At 77.7% G+C, this 16,610-nt stretch carries 15 protein-coding genes; 9 read left to right on the top strand and 6 right to left on the bottom strand.

Going from position 1 to position 16,610, the window contains the following annotated elements; genetic code table 11:
• Positions 1 to 7: 7 nt before the first annotated feature.
• The gene (locus tag ACUN9U_RS02825) at positions 8 to 3,763 is read left to right on the top strand and encodes a SpoIIE family protein phosphatase (RefSeq protein ID WP_445483395.1); all 3,756 of its coding nucleotides are present in this window, start codon (positions 8 to 10) and stop codon (positions 3,761 to 3,763) included.
• An 11-nt stretch (positions 3,764 to 3,774) separates the two neighbouring features.
• Here ACUN9U_RS02825 and ACUN9U_RS02820 read toward each other — a convergent pair whose 3' ends face one another.
• Entirely contained in the window at positions 3,775 to 4,161 is a 387-nt protein-coding gene (locus tag ACUN9U_RS02820; protein WP_445483394.1) for a tautomerase family protein, read from the bottom strand.
• Between ACUN9U_RS02820 and ACUN9U_RS02815 the strand changes: the two genes are divergently transcribed.
• The 7 genes from ACUN9U_RS02815 to ACUN9U_RS02785 all read left to right on the top strand — a co-directional run bounded on the left by ACUN9U_RS02815 (position 4,148) and on the right by ACUN9U_RS02785 (position 11,061).
• A complete protein-coding gene (locus ACUN9U_RS02815) occupies positions 4,148 to 4,630 on the top strand; it encodes a DUF6264 family protein (protein WP_445483393.1) in 483 nt (160 codons plus the stop codon). The two genes, ACUN9U_RS02820 and ACUN9U_RS02815, sit on opposite strands and share 14 nt — an antisense overlap.
• A gap of 28 nt (positions 4,631 to 4,658) precedes the next feature.
• A complete protein-coding gene (locus tag ACUN9U_RS02810) occupies positions 4,659 to 5,621 on the top strand; it encodes a 1,4-dihydroxy-2-naphthoyl-CoA synthase (protein WP_445483392.1) in 963 nt (320 codons plus the stop codon).
• 42 nt (positions 5,622 to 5,663) lie between these two features.
• The gene (locus ACUN9U_RS02805) at positions 5,664 to 6,743 is read left to right on the top strand and encodes an acyl-CoA dehydrogenase family protein (RefSeq protein WP_445483391.1); all 1,080 of its coding nucleotides are present in this window, start codon (positions 5,664 to 5,666) and stop codon (positions 6,741 to 6,743) included.
• A 260-nt stretch (positions 6,744 to 7,003) separates the two neighbouring features.
• Positions 7,004 to 7,738 (top strand): hemolysin III family protein, encoded by a 735-nt coding sequence (locus tag ACUN9U_RS02800; RefSeq protein ID WP_445483390.1) that lies wholly within the window; start codon positions 7,004 to 7,006, stop codon positions 7,736 to 7,738.
• 94 nt (positions 7,739 to 7,832) lie between these two features.
• Positions 7,833 to 8,525 carry a PAQR family membrane homeostasis protein TrhA gene (gene trhA, locus ACUN9U_RS02795; protein ID WP_445483389.1) on the top strand — a complete coding sequence of 231 codons (693 nt, stop codon included), beginning with the start codon at positions 7,833 to 7,835 and terminating at the stop codon, positions 8,523 to 8,525.
• 77 nt (positions 8,526 to 8,602) lie between these two features.
• Positions 8,603 to 10,864, top strand: coding sequence for a carbon starvation CstA family protein (locus tag ACUN9U_RS02790; RefSeq protein WP_445483388.1), 2,262 nt, complete (start codon positions 8,603 to 8,605; stop codon positions 10,862 to 10,864).
• Positions 10,861 to 11,061 (top strand): YbdD/YjiX family protein, encoded by a 201-nt coding sequence (locus tag ACUN9U_RS02785; RefSeq protein ID WP_445483387.1) that lies wholly within the window; start codon positions 10,861 to 10,863, stop codon positions 11,059 to 11,061. The genes ACUN9U_RS02790 and ACUN9U_RS02785 overlap by 4 nt, the downstream gene beginning before the upstream one ends.
• A gap of 89 nt (positions 11,062 to 11,150) precedes the next feature.
• Here the strand turns inward: ACUN9U_RS02785 and ACUN9U_RS02780 are convergent, their stop codons facing one another.
• Entirely contained in the window at positions 11,151 to 12,536 is a 1,386-nt protein-coding gene (locus tag ACUN9U_RS02780) for an MFS transporter (RefSeq protein WP_445483386.1), read from the bottom strand.
• Between the two features lie 35 nt (positions 12,537 to 12,571).
• On the opposite strand from ACUN9U_RS02780, the gene ACUN9U_RS02775 reads away from it, so the two are divergent.
• A complete protein-coding gene (locus ACUN9U_RS02775; RefSeq protein WP_445483385.1) occupies positions 12,572 to 13,348 on the top strand; it encodes an NAD-dependent epimerase/dehydratase family protein in 777 nt (258 codons plus the stop codon).
• 24 nt (positions 13,349 to 13,372) lie between these two features.
• Here the strand turns inward: ACUN9U_RS02775 and ACUN9U_RS02770 are convergent, their stop codons facing one another.
• The 4 genes from ACUN9U_RS02770 to ACUN9U_RS02755 are packed head-to-tail and all read right to left on the bottom strand — an operon-like array spanning position 13,373 to position 16,576.
• A complete protein-coding gene (locus tag ACUN9U_RS02770; RefSeq protein WP_445483384.1) occupies positions 13,373 to 14,566 on the bottom strand; it encodes a sulfate/molybdate ABC transporter ATP-binding protein in 1,194 nt (397 codons plus the stop codon).
• On the bottom strand, positions 14,563 to 15,363 hold the full coding sequence (locus tag ACUN9U_RS02765; protein WP_445483507.1) for an ABC transporter permease: 801 nt from the start codon (positions 15,361 to 15,363) through the stop codon (positions 14,563 to 14,565). Before ACUN9U_RS02765 ends, ACUN9U_RS02770 begins: the two co-directional genes overlap by 4 nt.
• Complete coding sequence (gene modA / locus ACUN9U_RS02760; protein WP_445483383.1) at positions 15,360 to 16,166, bottom strand: molybdate ABC transporter substrate-binding protein; 807 nt, start codon at positions 16,164 to 16,166, stop codon at positions 15,360 to 15,362. The genes ACUN9U_RS02765 and modA overlap by 4 nt, the downstream gene beginning before the upstream one ends.
• Positions 16,163 to 16,576, bottom strand: coding sequence for a TOBE domain-containing protein (locus tag ACUN9U_RS02755; RefSeq protein WP_445483382.1), 414 nt, complete (start codon positions 16,574 to 16,576; stop codon positions 16,163 to 16,165). The genes modA and ACUN9U_RS02755 overlap by 4 nt, the downstream gene beginning before the upstream one ends.
• Positions 16,577 to 16,610 lie beyond the last annotated feature (34 nt).

Below are 16,610 nucleotides of genomic sequence, written 5' to 3'. Positions count from 1 at the left end.
CTGCAGCGTGCCCGAGCACCACGACCTCTTCACGGGCGCGTCGCAGACCGCGCGGCTCATGGCCGCCACCGACTGGGCCGCCACCCCCGTGGGGCCCGTCGCCGGCTGGCCGCAGTCGCTGCGCGCGGCCGTCAGGACGGTCCTGTCCTCGCGCTACCCGATGCTGCTGCTGTGGGGCGAGCAGTACACCCAGCTGTACAACGACGCCTACTCCGAGCTCATCGGGGACGGCCACCCGGCGGCCATGGGCGGCGACGTGCGCGTGACGCTGGCCGACGGCTGGCCGGTGCTCGCCCCGATCGTCGACGGCGCCATGGAGACGGGAGTGGCCAGCTGGGTGCCGGCGCTGCAGCTGCTGCTGACCCGGTCCGGCTACCGCGAGGAGGCCTACTTCAGCGTCTCCCACGCCCCGGCGCGCGACGACGACGGCGTGGTCCGCGGCGTGCTCACCGTCTGCAGCGAGGTCACCGAGCAGGTGGTCGGAGAGCGCCGGCTGCGCCTGCTGCGCGAGCTGGCGGTCCCGGCCGACCCCACCGCCACGCCGGAGCGGACCGCCGAGGCCGTCGCCGAGGTGCTCGCCCGCTACCCGCTCGACGTGCCCCTCGCGGCGCTGTACCTGGCCGACCGCGCCGGTGGGCTCACGCGCCTGGCCGGCGCCGACCCGCTGCCCGAGCGGGTGGACGAGGCGGGGGCCGACCCCTGGCAGATGGGGCGCGCGGCTGCCGGCGTCCCCGGCCACCTGCACGACCCGGCGGGGCTGGCCGGCCTGGGAGGCGTCCGCGGCGGTCCCTTCTCCGACCCGGTCACCGACGTGCTGGCCCTGCCGCTCGCCCCCGACGAGGCGGGGCGCCCGCTGGGGGTGGCCCTGGTGGCCGCCAGCCCCGCGCGCGCCCTCGACGAGGGCCACCGCTCCTTCTTCGAGCTGCTCGCGCAGCAGGTCGGCGGCGCCCTGCGCACGGCGCTGGCCTACCAGCGGGAGCGGGCCCGGGCGGAGGCCCTCGCCGAGCTCGACAGGGTCAAGACGCACTTCTTCACCGGCGTCAGCCACGAGTTCCGCACCCCCCTGACGCTGCTGCTCGGGCCGCTCGGCGACGCGCTGGAGGACACCCGCGCCCCGCTGCCGGCCGCCCAGCGCGAGCGCGTGGAGGTGGCGCGCCGCGGGGCGACCCGGCTGCTGAAGCTGGTCGACTCCCTGCTCGCGTTCACCGCGCTGGAGGCCGGGGCCCCGCGGGGCCCGGCCGCGGCCGTCGACCTGGCCGGGCTGACGGCGGACCTGGCCAGCGGCTTCCGCTCGGCCGTGGAGCGCGCCGGGCTGGCCTTCACGGTCAGGTGCGACCCGCTGCCGCGCCCGGTGGCCGTGGACCCCGAGGACTGGGAGAAGGTGGTCACCAACCTCGTCTCCAACGCGCTGAAGTTCACCTTCGTCGGGGGCATCACCGTCACCCTGCGCGCCGCACCGGAGGGGGCCCAGCTCGTCGTCGCCGACACCGGCATCGGGATCGCCGCCAGCGACCTGCCGCGGCTGTTCGAGCGCTTCCACCGCGTCCACGGAGCGCGCTCGCGCAGCCACGAGGGCTCCGGCATCGGGCTCGCCCTGGTGCGGGAGCTGGTGCGGCTGCACGGCGGCGAGGTGCAGGTCACCAGCACCCCGGGCACCGGCACCACCTTCACCGCCGCCCTGCCCTGGGCGAGCGCGGCGGCGGGCGCGCCCGCCGCGCCCACCGGCGCGGCGGGCCCCGCCCAGCACCGCGCGCTGGCCGCCGCCGTCGAGGAGGCCGTCGGCTGGCTGCCCGCCGAGCACGACGCCGAGGACGACGACGACGACGGCGGCGCCGACGGCGGGGCTGCGGGCGAGGCAGGAGCCGGCGAGGACGCCGACCGGGTCCGCGTGCTCGTGGTCGACGACAACGCCGACATGCGGGGCTACCTCGTGCGCCTGCTCAGCGCGCAGGGGTGGCGCGTGCACGCGAAGGCCGACGGGGCCGCCGGTCTGGACGCCGCGCTGGCGGGCCGGCACGACGTGGTGCTGACCGACGTGATGATGCCCGGCCTGGACGGCTTCGACCTGGTGCGGACGCTGCGGCACGACCCGAGGACCGCCGCGCTGCCCGTCGTCGTCCTGTCCGCCAGGGCCGGCCAGGACGCCGCTGTCGAGGGCCTGGAGCTGGGCGCGGACGACTACCTCACCAAGCCCTTCGCCGCGGCCGACCTGGTCGCCCGGCTGCGCACCACCGTGCAGCTGGCCCGCCTGCGCAGCCGGCACACCGCCGACCTGGCGGCCCTGGCCGAGGCGACGGGCGAGCTCAGCTCGGACCGGGCCCTGGAGGACAGCCTGCGCGCCACCACCGCCCAGGCCCGGGCGCTGCTGGGCGGGCGGGCGGCGGTCCTGGCCGTCGACGCCGTGGACGGGCGCCCCCCGGTGCACGTCGTGGACCCGCCGGTGCCCGCGGAGGGGGCGGGGGGCGACGCCGTCACCGTCCCGGTCCGCGGGCGCGGCGGCAGGGCCCTGGGGGTGCTGACCGTCCACCCCGCCCCCGGCCGCCGCGGCACCCCGCAGCAGCAGGCGCTGCTGGCTCCCCTCGCGCAGGTCGTGGCGGCCCTGGTCGAGGGGTCGCTGCGCCTGGGGAGGGCCCACGAGGTGGCGCTCACCCTCCAGCGCAGCATGCTGCCCGACCACCTGCCCCCCGTCCCCGGCCTCGACCTCGCCGTCCGCTACCTGCCCGCCAGCAGCGAGGTGCGGGTGGGAGGGGACTGGTACGACGTCGTGGAGCTGCCCGGCGGCGGTGTCCTGCTCAGCGCGGGGGACGTGGCGGGCCACGGCCTGCAGGCGGCGGCCGTCATGGGCCAGCTGCGCGTGGCGGCGCGGTCCCACGCCCTGGCCGGCGCGGGGCCGGCGCAGGTGGTGGGGCACCTGGACGCCCTGGTCAGCGCCCTGCCGGACGACGTCATCGCGACGGTGCTGCTCGTGCGCCTCGACCCCGCCGGCGGGCAGCTGCGGTGGTGCTCCGCGGGCCACCCGCCCGCCGTGCTCACCGACGGGTCGCGGGCGGACTGGCTGGAGGGTCCCGTGCAGCCGCCGCTCGGGACGGGCTGGCCGCGCCCCCTGCAGGAGGCGACCGCGCACCTGCCCGAGGGCGGCCACCTGCTGCTGTACACCGACGGGCTGGTGGAGGACCGCCGGGACCAGCTCGACGCCGGTCCGCAGGAGCTGCTGGAGCGGGTGCGCGCTGCGCTGCGCGGGGACGGGGAGGCCGCGGGCGCCGAGGGCCTCGTGCGGGCGGCCCTGGGCGGGGGCGGCGCCGGCGAGCGCCTCGACGACGTCGCCGTGCTCGCCGCACGGCGCCGGACGCGCCCCCTGGCCGCAGCGGCCCGGGTGGACGTCGACACCCGGCTGGTGCACCCGGCCGACTTCGCCGAGGCGAGCCGGGTGCGCAGCGAGCTGCGCCGGCTGCTGCGGGGCGCCCGGGTGCCGGAGGCCGTCGAGGCCGACCTGCTGCTGGCGGCCTCGGAGGCCTTCAACAACGCCGTGGAGCACGCCGTGGACCCCAGCCGCCCGGAGGTGGAGGTGTCCCTGCGCACCAGCGCCAGCGAGGTGGTGCTGCAGGTGCGCGACCACGGCCGGTGGCGCCCGCGGCGCTCGAGCATGGACCGCGGGCACGGCTCGGCCCTCATGAGCGCCGCCGGGGAGGTCCACATCGACCCCGGTCCCGACGGCACGACCGTGACCGTCCGGCGGGCCCTGCCAGGCTCCGACGGGAGCTGACGGCGGACCGCTCAGACCTCGACGCGGTAGGGCAGGTCCAGCTCGTCACCCGGCAGGCCGCGGACCGCCCAGTCGTGCCTCGGCGTCTCGAGGAGCACGACCTCCAGGTCGGCGGGCCCGACGCCGAGGGCGGCGACGTCGCGGTACAGGCGCGCGTAGAAGGCCTTCTTCGCCGCCACCGAGCGCCCCTCGAACAGGAGCACCTCCACGACGAGGTAGCGCTCGGTGCGGCCCTCGGGGGTGGGGAAGTCCTCGGCGGCCATGGGGAAGAAGCGGTGGAACCGCTTGGCGGGCGGCAGCTGCAGGACGTCGACGGCGGCGGCGTGCAGGAGGTCGGAGAGCTCCTGGCGCACCTGCCGCAGGAAGGTGTCGCGACCGTAGACCTTGAGCTGCGCCACGCCCCCGAGACTGCCACGGCCCGCGGGGCACCGGCGTGGGACCGTGCCCGCCGACCGCCGCCGGACCTACCCTCCGGCCATGACCAGCAGCGCGCCTCCGGTGGACGGGGACCTCGGCCAGGCTCGCCGCCCCCGCTCCACCGCCGACCTCGTGGTCACCGTGGTGCTCCTGCTCGCCGGTGCGGTGCTGGCGGTGCTGGCGAGCAGCGCCGGCCTGCTGCTGGTCATGGCCGCCGACGGCTGCGGCATCCAGGGCGAGTGCTCAGAGCTCGGCCTGACGGCGGGCGTCGGCGCGGCCGCCCTCGGCCCGTGGGCGGGGCTGCTGGCCCTGGGCGCGTGGGCCGTGGTGCGGCTGGTGCGCCGGCGCCGCGCCTGGTGGACGGCGCTCGCGGCGGTGCTCGCCGTGCCCGTGCTGTGGGCCGCCGGGGCGGGGCTGGTCTGGCTGTCCGTGGGCGGGGCCAGCGCCTGAGCGCCGACGGCCTGCCTAGGGTGACCGGGTGAGCGCGCTGCCCGGGGTCTCGGACACCTTCGACGCCGCGGCGTGGGAGGTCGTGCCCGGCTTCGAGGGGCTCACGGACACGACGTACCACCGGTGCGTGCTCCCCGGGCCGGCCGGCGGCACCGTGAGGGTCGCCTTCGACAGGCCGCACGTGCGCAACGCCTTCCGCCCGCACACCGTCGACGAGCTGTTCCGCGCCCTCGACCACGCCCGCCGCTCCCCCGACGTCGGCTGCGTGCTGCTCACCGGCAACGGCCCGAGCCCCAAGGACGGCGGCCACGCGTTCTGCTCGGGGGGCGACCAGCGCATCCGCGGCCGCTCGGGCTACCAGTACGCGTCGGACCAGGAGGGCGGCGCCCCCGACGAGACGGCGGCCGGCGTCGACGCCCGGCGGGCGGCGGCCGAGGGCGGGCGGCTGCACGTGCTGGAGGTGCAGCGCCTCATCCGGACGATGCCGAAGGTCGTCGTCGCCGTGGTGCCCGGGTGGGCCGCCGGCGGGGGGCACAGCCTGCACGTGGTCTGCGACCTCACCGTGGCCAGCCGCGAGCACGCCCGGTTCAAGCAGACCGACGCCGACGTCGGCAGCTTCGACGCCGGCTACGGCTCGGCCTACCTGGCCCGGATGATCGGCCAGAAGCGCGCCCGGGAGGTCTTCTTCCTCGGGCGGACCTACTCGGCGCAGGAGATGGCCGACATGGGCGCCGTCAACGTCGTGGCCGACCACGCCCACCTCGAGCGCGAGGCGCTGCGCGTCGCAGCCGAGGTCTGCGGCAAGAGCCCCACGGCGCAGCGGATGCTGAAGTTCGCCTTCAACCTCGTGGACGACGGGTTGATGGGCCAGCAGGTCTTCGCCGGGGAGGCGACGCGGCTCGCGTACATGACCGACGAGGCCGTCGAGGGCCGTGACGCCTTCCTGGAGCGCCGCGAGCCGGACTGGTCGCCGTTCCCCTACTACTTCTGACCCTCACCACCACTGACCCCCCGGACCCCCGAGGAGCCCTGAGTGGCAGCCCAGACCGGCACCGCCCCCCTGGCCGCGACGGCGCGCGCCCTCGCCGAGGAGCTGCTGGCACCGCAGGCGGACGCCGTGGAGTCCGCCGGCGCGGTGCCGCGCTCGCACCTCGACGCGCTGGCCGCGGCGGGCCTGCGCGCCGCGGAGGGCGACGACGTGCTCGCCGTCGTGGAGGAGCTGGCCGCGGGAGACCTGGCCACCGCCTTCGTGTGGATCCAGCAGGTGGGCGTGGCGCGCTGGCTGGGCGCCGGGGCCGCGGCGGGCGACGAGCGGTGGGCCGCGCAGCTGGACGACCTGCGCGCCGGTCGCGCCCACGCCGGCATCGCCCTGCAGGCGGCCCTGCGGCCGGGCCCGGCGGCCGTGGTCGCGCGCCCGGTGGCGCCGGCAGACGGCGGGGGCTGGGTGCTCGACGGCACCGTGCCGTGGGTGACGGGCTGGGGCCTGCTCGACGCGCTGCTGCTCACCGCGCGGGACGGCGAGGAGGTGCTCTTCCTGCTGCTCGACCTGGCCGCGGTCCGCGACGGCGGGCAGGTGCCCGGGCTGCGCGGGCAGGAGCTGCCGCTGGCCGCGGTGCGCGCCAGCCGGACCGTCGAGCTGCACCTGGAGGGCTTCCGGGTGGGGGCCGACAGGCTCGTGGCCCGGGCGGACCACGGCGCGCTGCTCGCGGGCGACGCGGCCGGCCTGCGCCCCAACGGCTCGCTGGCGCTCGGCCTGGTGCAGCGCTGCGCGCGCGCCCTGGACGCCGACGAGCGGCACGCCGGGCGCGGCGCCGCGCTGGCGCAGGAGCTGGCGGGCGTGCGGGCGCGCCTGGACGCGGCCGGCCCCGAGGAGCTGCCGGGGGCCCGCGCCGCCGCCGTCGACCTCGCCTGGCGCGCCGCGGCCGCGCTCGCCCTGGCCACGGGCAGCAGCGCCGTCGTCGCGGGGTCGCTGGCCGAGCGGACCGTGCGCGAGGCGCTGTTCCTGCTGGTGTTCGGCTCGCGCCCCGCCATCCGCGGGGCCCTCCTGGACGGCCTGCTGCCCCCGGGGGCAGGGGCGCTCGACCACGGCCACGGCGCGGGCGCCCAGGGCTGAGGGTGCGGGCGCCCAGGGCTGAGGGCGCCGGGGGTGCGGATGTCGGAAGGATGCGCCCCTTCGCGGTGACCGGGCGACCACGCGCACGGGGCCGATCCGCCGAGGCTCCACACCGGCGCACGACCTGAGCCGACGTCCGCCGCCGCTGCTGGGGTGCGCGGCACGTCGCCGGCCAGGGCGCCGACCTCTCGCGCACCCGTCACCGACCGTCCACCCGGGCGTCGCCGCGGAGCACTCCGAGACCGCTACACAGGCGGTCTGTGAGCGCGAGCACCCCCGCCCTCCCGGCCGACACCCTCGCGGCGCTGCCCCGCCAGCGCCTGCGGCGGGGCGGTGCGCCGGCGGACGGCGGGGCCGTCGGCACCGGCACGGAGAAGCCGGTGCTGCGCGGGTGGCTCCACGCCGCGTTCGTGCCGGTGGTGCTGCTCAGCGCGCTCCTGCTGCTCCCGCGCGCCGGCACCTCTGCGCAGTTGGCGGCCGTGGCGGCCCACCTGGCCGTCAGCGCGGCGCTGTTCAGCACCAGCGCGCTCTACCACCGGCTGCGGTGGTCGGCGCGGGCGCTGCCGCGCGTGCAGCGCCTCGACCACGGCAACATCCCGCTGGCGGTGGCCGCCGGCGCCACGCCCCTGCTCGTCCTCGGCGTCCCCGGGCCCGGCGGGGAGCGGCTGCTGGTGGGGCTGTGGGTGGCGGCGGGGCTGCTGGCCGCAGCGCGCTGGCTGTGGCCCGGCTGCCCGCGCGCCCTGCACACGGCGGGGACGGTGGCGCTGGGGTGGTCGGTGCTGCCGGCGCTGCCGGCGGTCGCGGCCGCCGGCCGGCCGGGCGCGGTCGTCCTCGTCGTCGTCGTCGGCCTGCTGCTCACCGCGGGCGGCGCGGTGTACGCGACCCGGTGGCCGGAGCCCTCTGCGCGCTGGTTCGGCCACCACGAGGTCTTCCACGCGCTGACGGTGCTCGCCTGGCCCGTCCACGCGGCGGCGGTGTGGCTGCTGTGCGGGTGAGCCCCGCCGGGTGCGCGCGCTGTCGGCTGCCAGGGAGCCGTGGTAGACCGGCGGTGCGCGACGTCGTCCCCGGAGCGCGGAAGGTGGTGGGACCGTGAGCGCGTCCCAGCCGGTCCCGGCGCGGGTCGTGGTGCCGTCCCCCGCGGCCCTCGCCCCGGTGCTCAAGCCCCTCATGCGCGGCTGGCTGCACGCCGGCGCCGTCCCCCTGGTGCTCGCCGCGGGCATCGTGCTGGTCTGCCTGGCCAACGGCGCGGCGGCCACCACGGCCGTGGCCGTCTACGCCGGTGCCAGCACGCTGCTGTTCGCCACCAGCGCGGTCTACCACCGCTTCCGCTGGTCCGACCGCGCGCGGCTGTGGCTCATGCGGGCCGACCACGGCAACATCCCGCTGGTCATCGCGGGCTCCATGACGCCCGTGGCCCTGCTCGGGCTCACCGGCGGGTGGCGCGTCGGGGTGCTGGCCACGGTGTGGACGGCGGCGCTGGCGGCCGTGGCGTTCCGCTGGCTGTGGCCGCGCTGCCCGCGCGCCCTGCACACGAGCATCTCCCTGGTGCTCGGGTGGGCGCTGCTGCCCGCCCTGCCGGTGCTGCTCGAGCACGGAGGGGTGGCGGTGTTCGTGCTCGTGCTCGCCGGCGGGGCGCTGTACACGGTCGGCGGGGTGGTCTACGGGCTCAAGCGGCCCGACCCGTGGCCGCGCACCTTCGGCTTCCACGAGGTCTTCCACGCCCTGACGCTGCTGGCGTGGCCGGCGCACTACGTGGCGATCAGCCTGCTCGCCTACCGCTGACGCTCCCCGCCGGGCGGCCCCCGCCGCAGCGACGTAGCCTCCTCAGCGCTCTCACAGGCGAGACCGAGGAGGCGGCCATGGCCACCACGACGACGACGTCCGGACCCGGCGACGTCGAGCTGCCGCAGACGGCACCACCGCGCTCGAGGGCGGGGCAGGTGGCGCTCTGGACGGGCGTGTCCCTGGTCGGCGCGGCCTGCTGGACGGTGCTGGCGGTCTCGCGCGGGGAGTCCGTCAGCGCCCTGTGGGTGCTGTTCGCGGCGCTGTGCTCCTACGCCATCGCCTACCGCTTCTACGCCCGCTTCATCACCTACCGCGTGCTGCGCGCCGACGACCGGCGGGCCACGCCCGCCGAGCGGCTGGAGAACGGCACCGACTACGAGGTCACCGACCGCCGGGTGCTGTTCGGGCACCACTTCGCCGCCATCGCCGGGGCCGGCCCGCTGGTGGGTCCGGTGCTCGCGGCGCAGATGGGCTACCTGCCGGGCACCATCTGGATCGTCGTCGGCGTGATCTTCGCGGGGGCGGTGCAGGACCTCGTCGTCCTGTTCTTCTCCATGCGCCGCAACGGCAGGAGCCTGGGCCAGATGGTGCGCGAGGAGATCGGCGTGGTCGGCGGGGTCGCGGCGCTCGTCGCGGTGTTCGCCATCATGATCATCATCCTGGCGGTGCTGGCGCTCATCGTCGTGAACGCCCTGGCCGAGTCCCCCTGGGGGGTCTTCTCCATCGCGCTGACCATCCCCATCGCCCTGTTCATGGGCGTCTACCTGCGCTACCTGCGGCCCGGGCGCGTGCTGGAGACCACGGCGATCGGCGTGGTGCTGCTCCTGGCGGCGATCATCGGCGGCGGCTACGTGGAGCAGCTCGGCCTGGCGGAGTCGCTGACGCTGAGCAAGGAGACCCTGGTCATCGCCCTGGTGGTCTACGGCTTCGTCGCCTCGGTGCTGCCGGTGTGGCTGCTGCTGACCCCGCGCGACTACCTGTCGACGTTCATGAAGGTCGGCGTCATCGTCCTGCTGGCCGCCGCGCTGCTGCTGGCGCGCCCGGTGCTGGCCAACGACGCGGTCACCAGCTTCGCCCGGGAGGGGAACGGGCCGGTCTTCGCGGGGTCGCTGTTCCCCTTCGTCTTCATCACCATCGCGTGCGGGGCGCTGTCGGGGTTCCACGCCCTCATCTCCTCGGGCACGACGCCCAAGATGGTCGCCAAGGAGCGCCAGGTCCGCTTCATCGGCTACGGCGGCATGCTCATGGAGAGCTTCGTGGCCATCAGCGCGCTCATCGCCGCCTCGGTGATCGACCAGGGCCTGTACTACGCGATGAACGCCCCCGCCGGGGCGACCGGCGGGGAGCCCGGCGCCGCGGCGCAGTACGTGACGGGCCTGGGCTTCCCCACCGCCCCGGACGCGCTGGCGGCGGCCGCCGCCGCCATCCAGGAGCCGAGCATCATCTCGCGCACCGGCGGCGCCCCGACGCTGGCGATGGGCATCTCCCAGATCTTCCACGAGGCCTTCGGCGGGAACCTGCAGGCCTTCTGGTACCACTTCGCGATCATGTTCGAGGCGCTGTTCATCCTCACCGCCGTCGACGCCGGCACCCGCGTGGGCCGCTTCATGCTGCAGGACACCGTCGGCAACGTCTGGCCCCGGTTCGGCGACCTGACCTGGCGCACGGGCACCTACCTGGCCAGCGCTGTCGTGGTGGGCGCCTGGGGCTACTTCCTCTACACCGGCGTCACCGACCCGCTGGGCGGCATCAACCAGCTCTTCCCGCTCTTCGGCATCGCCAACCAGCTGCTCGCGGCGATCGCCCTGACCCTGTGCACCACGCTGCTCATCAAGCACGGCAGGGCCAGGTACGCCTGGGTCACCGGGGTGCCGCTGGCGTGGGACCTGGTGGTCACGATGACGGCCAGCTGGCAGAAGGTCTTCTCCTCCAACCCCGCCATCGGCTACTTCGCGCAGGCCTCGCGCTACCGCGACGCCCAGCAGGCCGGGGAGGTGCTCGCCCCGGCGCAGGACGCCGCGCAGATGCAGCAGGTGGTCACCAACTCCACCACCAACGGCGTGCTGCAGGCGCTGTTCGCCCTGCTGGTGGTGGTGGTCGCCGCGAACGCCGCCGTCGTGGTCGTCCGGGCGCTGCGTGCGGGCTCGCTGCCCACCACCGAGGCGCCCTTCGAGCCCTCCCGGCTCGTGGAGCCGGCCGGCCTGGTCGCGACGCCGGCGGAGAGGGAGGCGGCGCGCCGGCACGCCGCGGCGGGTGCCCCGGCCGCGGCCGCCGCCGGGGGCACCTGGCACCCCGGCCGCGACGACGACGGGCACCGCGGCGGGGGCCACCGGTGAGGTCGCGGGTCGCCGGCGCGGCCGCGCGGGCGGTGGGCGGGGTGCGCTGGTACCTGCGGGAGATCGGCGGCACCGCGCGCTGGGAGGCCTACCTGGAGCGCTGCCGCGAGCACGGGCACGAGCCCGTGAGCCGGCGCGCCTTCGAGCGGGCGCGCACGGACGCCAAGGCCGCCTCCCCCGGCGCGCGCTGCTGCTGACCCGTCCCCCTGGCACCGCAACGGGGCGCCCGGCTGCGCTTCCCAGCCCGCCCGGACCGCAACCAGGCGCCCGGCTGCGCTCGGCAGGGTCAGGCCGGCGAGGACGACGACGGCGCGGCGGCCGGCGTCCGCGGGGCGCGGCGCAGCGAGACCGACAGCACCGCCGCGACACCGCACAGCGCCGCCCCGCCCACCCACGCGGCGGTGTACGTGCCGGTCTGCTCGCGCAGCACCCCGGCCGCGCCCGCGGCCACCGCGGCGCCCAGCTGGTGGGAGGCGAACACCCACCCGAACACGACGGTGCCCGCAGGCCCGAAGACCTCCCGGCACAGCACCGCGGTCGGAGGGACCGTGGCCACCCAGTCCAGTCCGTACACGACGACGAAGAGCAGCATGCTCGGGTGCACCGCGGGCCCGAGCAGCCACGGCAGCACCAGCAGGCCGACCCCGCGGAAGGCGTAGTAGGCCAGCAGCAGCAGCCGCGGGTCGAACCTGTCGGTGAGGTACCCCGAGGCGATGGTGCCGGCGATGTCGAAGACCCCGACGACGGCGAGCAGCCCCGCCGCCGTCGTCGTCGCCATGCCGTGGTCGTGCGCGGACGGCACGAAGTGCACCCCCACCAGGCCGTTGGTGGTGGCGCCGCAGATGGCGAACGCACCGGCGAGGGCCCAGAACGCCGGGCGCCGGCTCGCCGTCCGCAGCGCCTCGACGGCGCGCCCGGCGGCACCGCCCCGGGCGGCCGCGGCCTGCGGGGGCGCGACCCGCGGCGCGGCCAGCTCCAGCGGCGCCGCCGCAGCGCCGTCGGCGGCGGGCCCGGGCGCAGGCCCAGGGGCCGGCTCGGCGCCGTAGGGCAGCACACCGAGGTCGAGCGGCCTGTCGCGCAGGAGCAGCAGGACCAGGGGGACGACGGCGAGGGCCGCGGCGGCCACCACGAGCACGGCGGTGCGCCAGCCGAGGGAGTCCGAGGCCCAGGCGACCACCGGCAGCAGCGAGAGCTGGCCGGTGGCGCTCCCGGCGGTCAGCACGCCGATCACCAGGCCCCGGCGCCGCACGAACCAGCGGTCGGCGACGGTGGCCGCGAACACCAGGGCCATCGAGCCGGTGCCCAGGCCGATGAGCAGGCCCCAGGTGGGCAGCAGCTGCCACGCCGCCTGCGCCCGCGACGACAGCGCCGCGCCGGCGGCGATGAGCAGCAGCGCGCACGCGACCACGCGGCGCATGCCGAAGCGCTCCATGAGCGCCGCGGCGAAGGGGGCGGTGAGCCCGAAGAGCACGAGGTTGAGGCTGACCGCCAGCGACATGAGGGACGTCGACCAGCCCAGCTCCTCGTGCAGCGGGACCATGAGCACCCCGGGCGCGGCGCGGAAGCCCGCCGCACCGACCAGCGCCACGAAGGCGACCGCGGCCACGCCCCACGCCGGGTGGACGCGCCGGACGCGGGCGGGCGCCGAGGGCTGGGCAGAGGTGCTCACCACGGGCCCAGTGTGCGACCCGTCGGTAGCGTCGGGAGGTGCCTTCCGCCAGCGGTGCCCCCCTCGTCGTCGTCACCGGTGCCGCCGGCCGCATCGGGCGGGCCACCGCCCCCCTGCTGCCCCCGGCGTGGCGGCTGCGGCTGACGGACCTGCGCGCCGGCGCGCTGCCCGGCAGCGAGCTGGGCGTGGACGCGCTCGACGTCACCGACGAGGCGGCGTGCACCGCCGCCTTCGAGGGCGCCGACGCCGTCGTCCACCTCGCGGGGGTCCCGGACCCCGCGGCGACCTGGGAGCAGCTGCTGCCCGCCAACGTGGTGGGCACGCACGCCGTGGCCGCCGCCGCGGTGACCGCCGGGGTCCGGCGGCTGGTGGTGTGCAGCAGCCTGCAGGCGGTCTCCGCGCCACCGTCCGAGCACCAGGTCCGCAGCGAGGACCCGCCGCGGCCGGCCAACCTCTACGGGGCCACCAAGGGCTGGGCCGAGCTGGTGGGCTCCTGGGTCGCGGCCACGAGCACCACGTCGGTCGTGGCGCTCCGCATCGGGTACTTCAACGAGCAGGCGCCGCCGTGGCCCGGCACCACGCCCCGCGAGCTGGCGGCGTGGCTGTCGGTGCGGGACGCCGCTGAGCTGCTGCGCGCCTCCGTGGAGGCCGACCTGCGCGAGGCGGACGGCACGCCCGTCGGCCACGGCGCCGGCTTCGTGGTGGTCGGCGGGACCTCCGCCGGGCGCTACCGCAAGGCCGACCTGGCGACCACCCGCCGGGTGCTGGGCTACCGGCCCCTCGACGACGCGTGGGCCGGCGAGCCGCTCCCCTGAGCCGCCCCCGACCGGACGGCGCCCTCAGCGCCGGGCCGGGTGCACCGCCACCTCGGCGGCCTTGACGGCCAGCCACACGCGGGCGCCGGGGAGCAGGTCGAGGTCGGCGGCGGAGGCGGGGGTGATGTCGGCGGCCAGCGCGGGCCCCTCCGCACCGCCACCGCCCGGGCCCAGCAGCCGGGCGCGCACGCGCACGAGCGACCCGTGCGGCTCCAGCGCCTCCACCTGCACGAGCAGGGCGTTGCGCGGGCTCGAGCGCCCCGTGGCCGGGTGCTCGCGGTGCACCGCCACGGCGGCCGGGGAGAACACCGCCACCGCGGCCCCGCCGGGGGCGCACCCCGCCTGCAGGACGCCGGCGACCTCCAGGCCGCCCGCCGTGCGCAGCCCGCCGGGCGCCGCCGTCCCGGACAGCAGGTCCAGCCCGGCCAGCCGCGCCGCGAACGCGCTGCGCGGCGCGGACAGCACCTCGCGCACCGGGCCCTGCTCCACCACGCGGCCCGCATCGAGCACCACCGCGCGGTCGGCGAGCGCGAGGGCGTCGAGCGGGTCGTGGGTGACCAGCAGCACCGGCGGCGCGGGCGCCGACGACGAGGGCGACGACGACGGCGACGACGAGGCGGGGTCGGACAGCACGCGGCGCAGCAACTGGCGCACCTCGGGCGCGGCGGTCACGTCGAGCGCGGCCAGGGGCTCGTCGAGCAGCAGCGCCCTGGGGCGGGTCGCCAGGGCCCGGGCGACGGCCACGCGCTGGGCCTGCCCGCCGCTGAGCTGCGCCGGGCGCCGAGCGGCGAGCGCGGTGAGGTCGACGCGCTCGAGCCAGAGCGCGGCAGCAGCCCGGGCCTCGCGGCGGCCCAGGCCGGCGGCGCGCGGGCCGAAGGCGACGTTGTCCAGCACGCTGAGGTGGGGGAAGAGCAGCGCCTCCTGCGCGAGCAGGGCCACACCGCGCCGGTGGGGCGGCACGTCCACGTCGCCCGCCGTGCCGGCGGGCCCGCGGCCACCGGCGGACAGCAGCACCTCGCCGCCCAGCTCCACGCGACCGCGGTCCGGGCGCAGCAGGCCCGCGGCCACCGCCAGGAGCGTGGACTTGCCGGCGCCGTTGGCGCCCAGCAGGGCCACCACCTCGCCGGGGTCCGCGCCCACCCGGGCGCGCAGGCCGCGTGCCGCGACGTCGGCGGCGACCAGCAGCCCCTGGCCCTCGCCCGGTCCGCTGGCCCTCACAGCCCCTCCGTGCGGCGGCCGCGCGCGACCACGACGACCACCACGGCGACCACCACCAGCACCAGGGAGAGGGCCACGGCGGCGCGGGCGTCGCCCTCGCGCTGCAGGTAGACCTCCAGGGGCAGGGTGCGCGTGACGCCCTGCAGGCTGCCGGCGAAGGTGAGGGTGGCGCCGAACTCCCCCAGGGAGCGGGCGAAGGACAGCACCGTCCCCGAGGTCAGCCCGGGCAGCACCAGCGGCAGCGTCACGCGGCCCAGCACGGCGGACGGCGAGGCGCCGAGGGTGGCGGCCACCTGCTCGTAGCGGGTGCCCCGCCCGCGCAGCGCGCCCTCCAGGGACAGCACGAGGAAGGGCATCGCCACGAAGGCCTGGGCGAGGACCACGGCGGCGGTGGAGAAGGCGATGCGCAGCCCGAGCACCTCCAGCGCCCCGCCCAGCAGGCCCTGCCGCCCGAAGGTGTAGAGCAGCGCGATGCCGCCGACCACCGGCGGCAGCACCAGCGGGACCAGCACGAGCGAGCGCAGCAGGCGCAGCCCCGGGAAGGAGCACCGGGCCAGCACCAGCGCCACCGGCACCCCCAGCAGCAGGCACACCGCGGTGCTGCACGCCGCGGTCACCAGCGACAGGCGCAGCGCCGCCAGCGACGCCTCGGAGGTCACCAGGGCCGGGAAGGCCGCCCAGTCGACCCGAGCGACCACGGCGACCAGCGGCAGCACCACGAAGGCGGCGCCCAGCGCCGCCGGCGCGAAGGCCCACGCCGGCAGCCCCGACCGGCCCGAGGGGCCCGGCGCGCTCAGGGCGCCCCGAAGCCGGCGGCCTGCAGGACGGCGCGGCCCGGCTCGCCGGCGACGAAGGCGGTGAACTCGCGTGCCAGCTCGGGCTGGGCGGCTCCGGCCAGCGGGGCGACCGGGTAGGTGTTCACCGCGCCGCTGCTCTCCGGGAAGGCCACCTCGGTCACGCGGTCCGCCGCCGCGCGGGCGTCGGTGACGTAGACCAGGCCGGCGTCGGCCTCCCCGGACTCGACCTTGGTGAGCACGTCGGTGACCGAGCCCTCCTCGCTGACCGGCGCGAGGGCCACCCCCGCGGCCTCCTCGACCCGCTGGGTGGCGGCCCCGCACGGCACCTGCGGCGCGCACACGACGACGGCGAGCCCGGGCCGGGCGAGGTCGGCGAGGGTGGCCACGCCGCCGGGGTTCCCGGCCGGGGTGACGATGGTGAGGACGTTGGTGGCGACGTCGACCGGTGCGGCGGCGGTCAGCCCGGCGTCGACGACCTGCGCCATGGTCGCCTGGTCCGCGGAGGCGAGGACGTCGGCCGGGGCGCCGCCGACCACCTGGGTGACCAGGTCGGAGGAGCCGGCGAAGCTGAACGCGACGTCCACGCCCGGGTGCTCGGCCTCGAACTGCTGCCCGAGCTCGGTGAAGACCCCCTTGAGGGACGCGGCGGCGAAGACGGTGAGCGTGCCCGTCGGCGCCGCGGAGGACGGCACCGCAGCGCCGGTGGCACCCGTCGCCCCGGCGGAGCCTGTCGAGCCGCACCCTGCGAGCAGCAGGGCGACCAGGCCCGCGGCGGCGCCGAGGAGCGGTCCCGGCCGCCTCACGAGGCGCCGCCCGGGGTCTCCACGACGACGGTGGTGGCCTTGACCACCGCGACGGCCGTCCGGCCGGGCTCCAGCTGCAGCTCGCGGGCGGCCTCGGCGCTCATGAGGGAGACCACGCGGTGCGGGCCGCACTGCAGCTCCACCTGGGCCATGACGCCGTCGGCGACGACCGAGGTGACCAGCCCGACGAAGCGGTTGCGCGCGGAGCGCGCGACGCCGGAGGGGTCGGCCGGCACGGGGCCGGCGTGCTCGCGGGCGAAGGCGGCCAGCTCGGCGCCGTCGACGACGGCGCGCCCCGACGGCCCGCGCCGGGCGGTCAGGGCGCCGGAGTCGGTCCAGCGCCGGACGGTGTCGTCGCTGACGCCGAGCAGCTCGGCGGCCTCCCGGACGGAGTAGGACGCCGCGGACACGCCGTCACCCTAGCCGCACCTGCGGCTCTGGGCG

It is taken from the genome of Quadrisphaera sp. KR29 (genome assembly GCF_052644995.1).
This window is presented reverse-complemented; position numbering and strand designations above follow the sequence as displayed.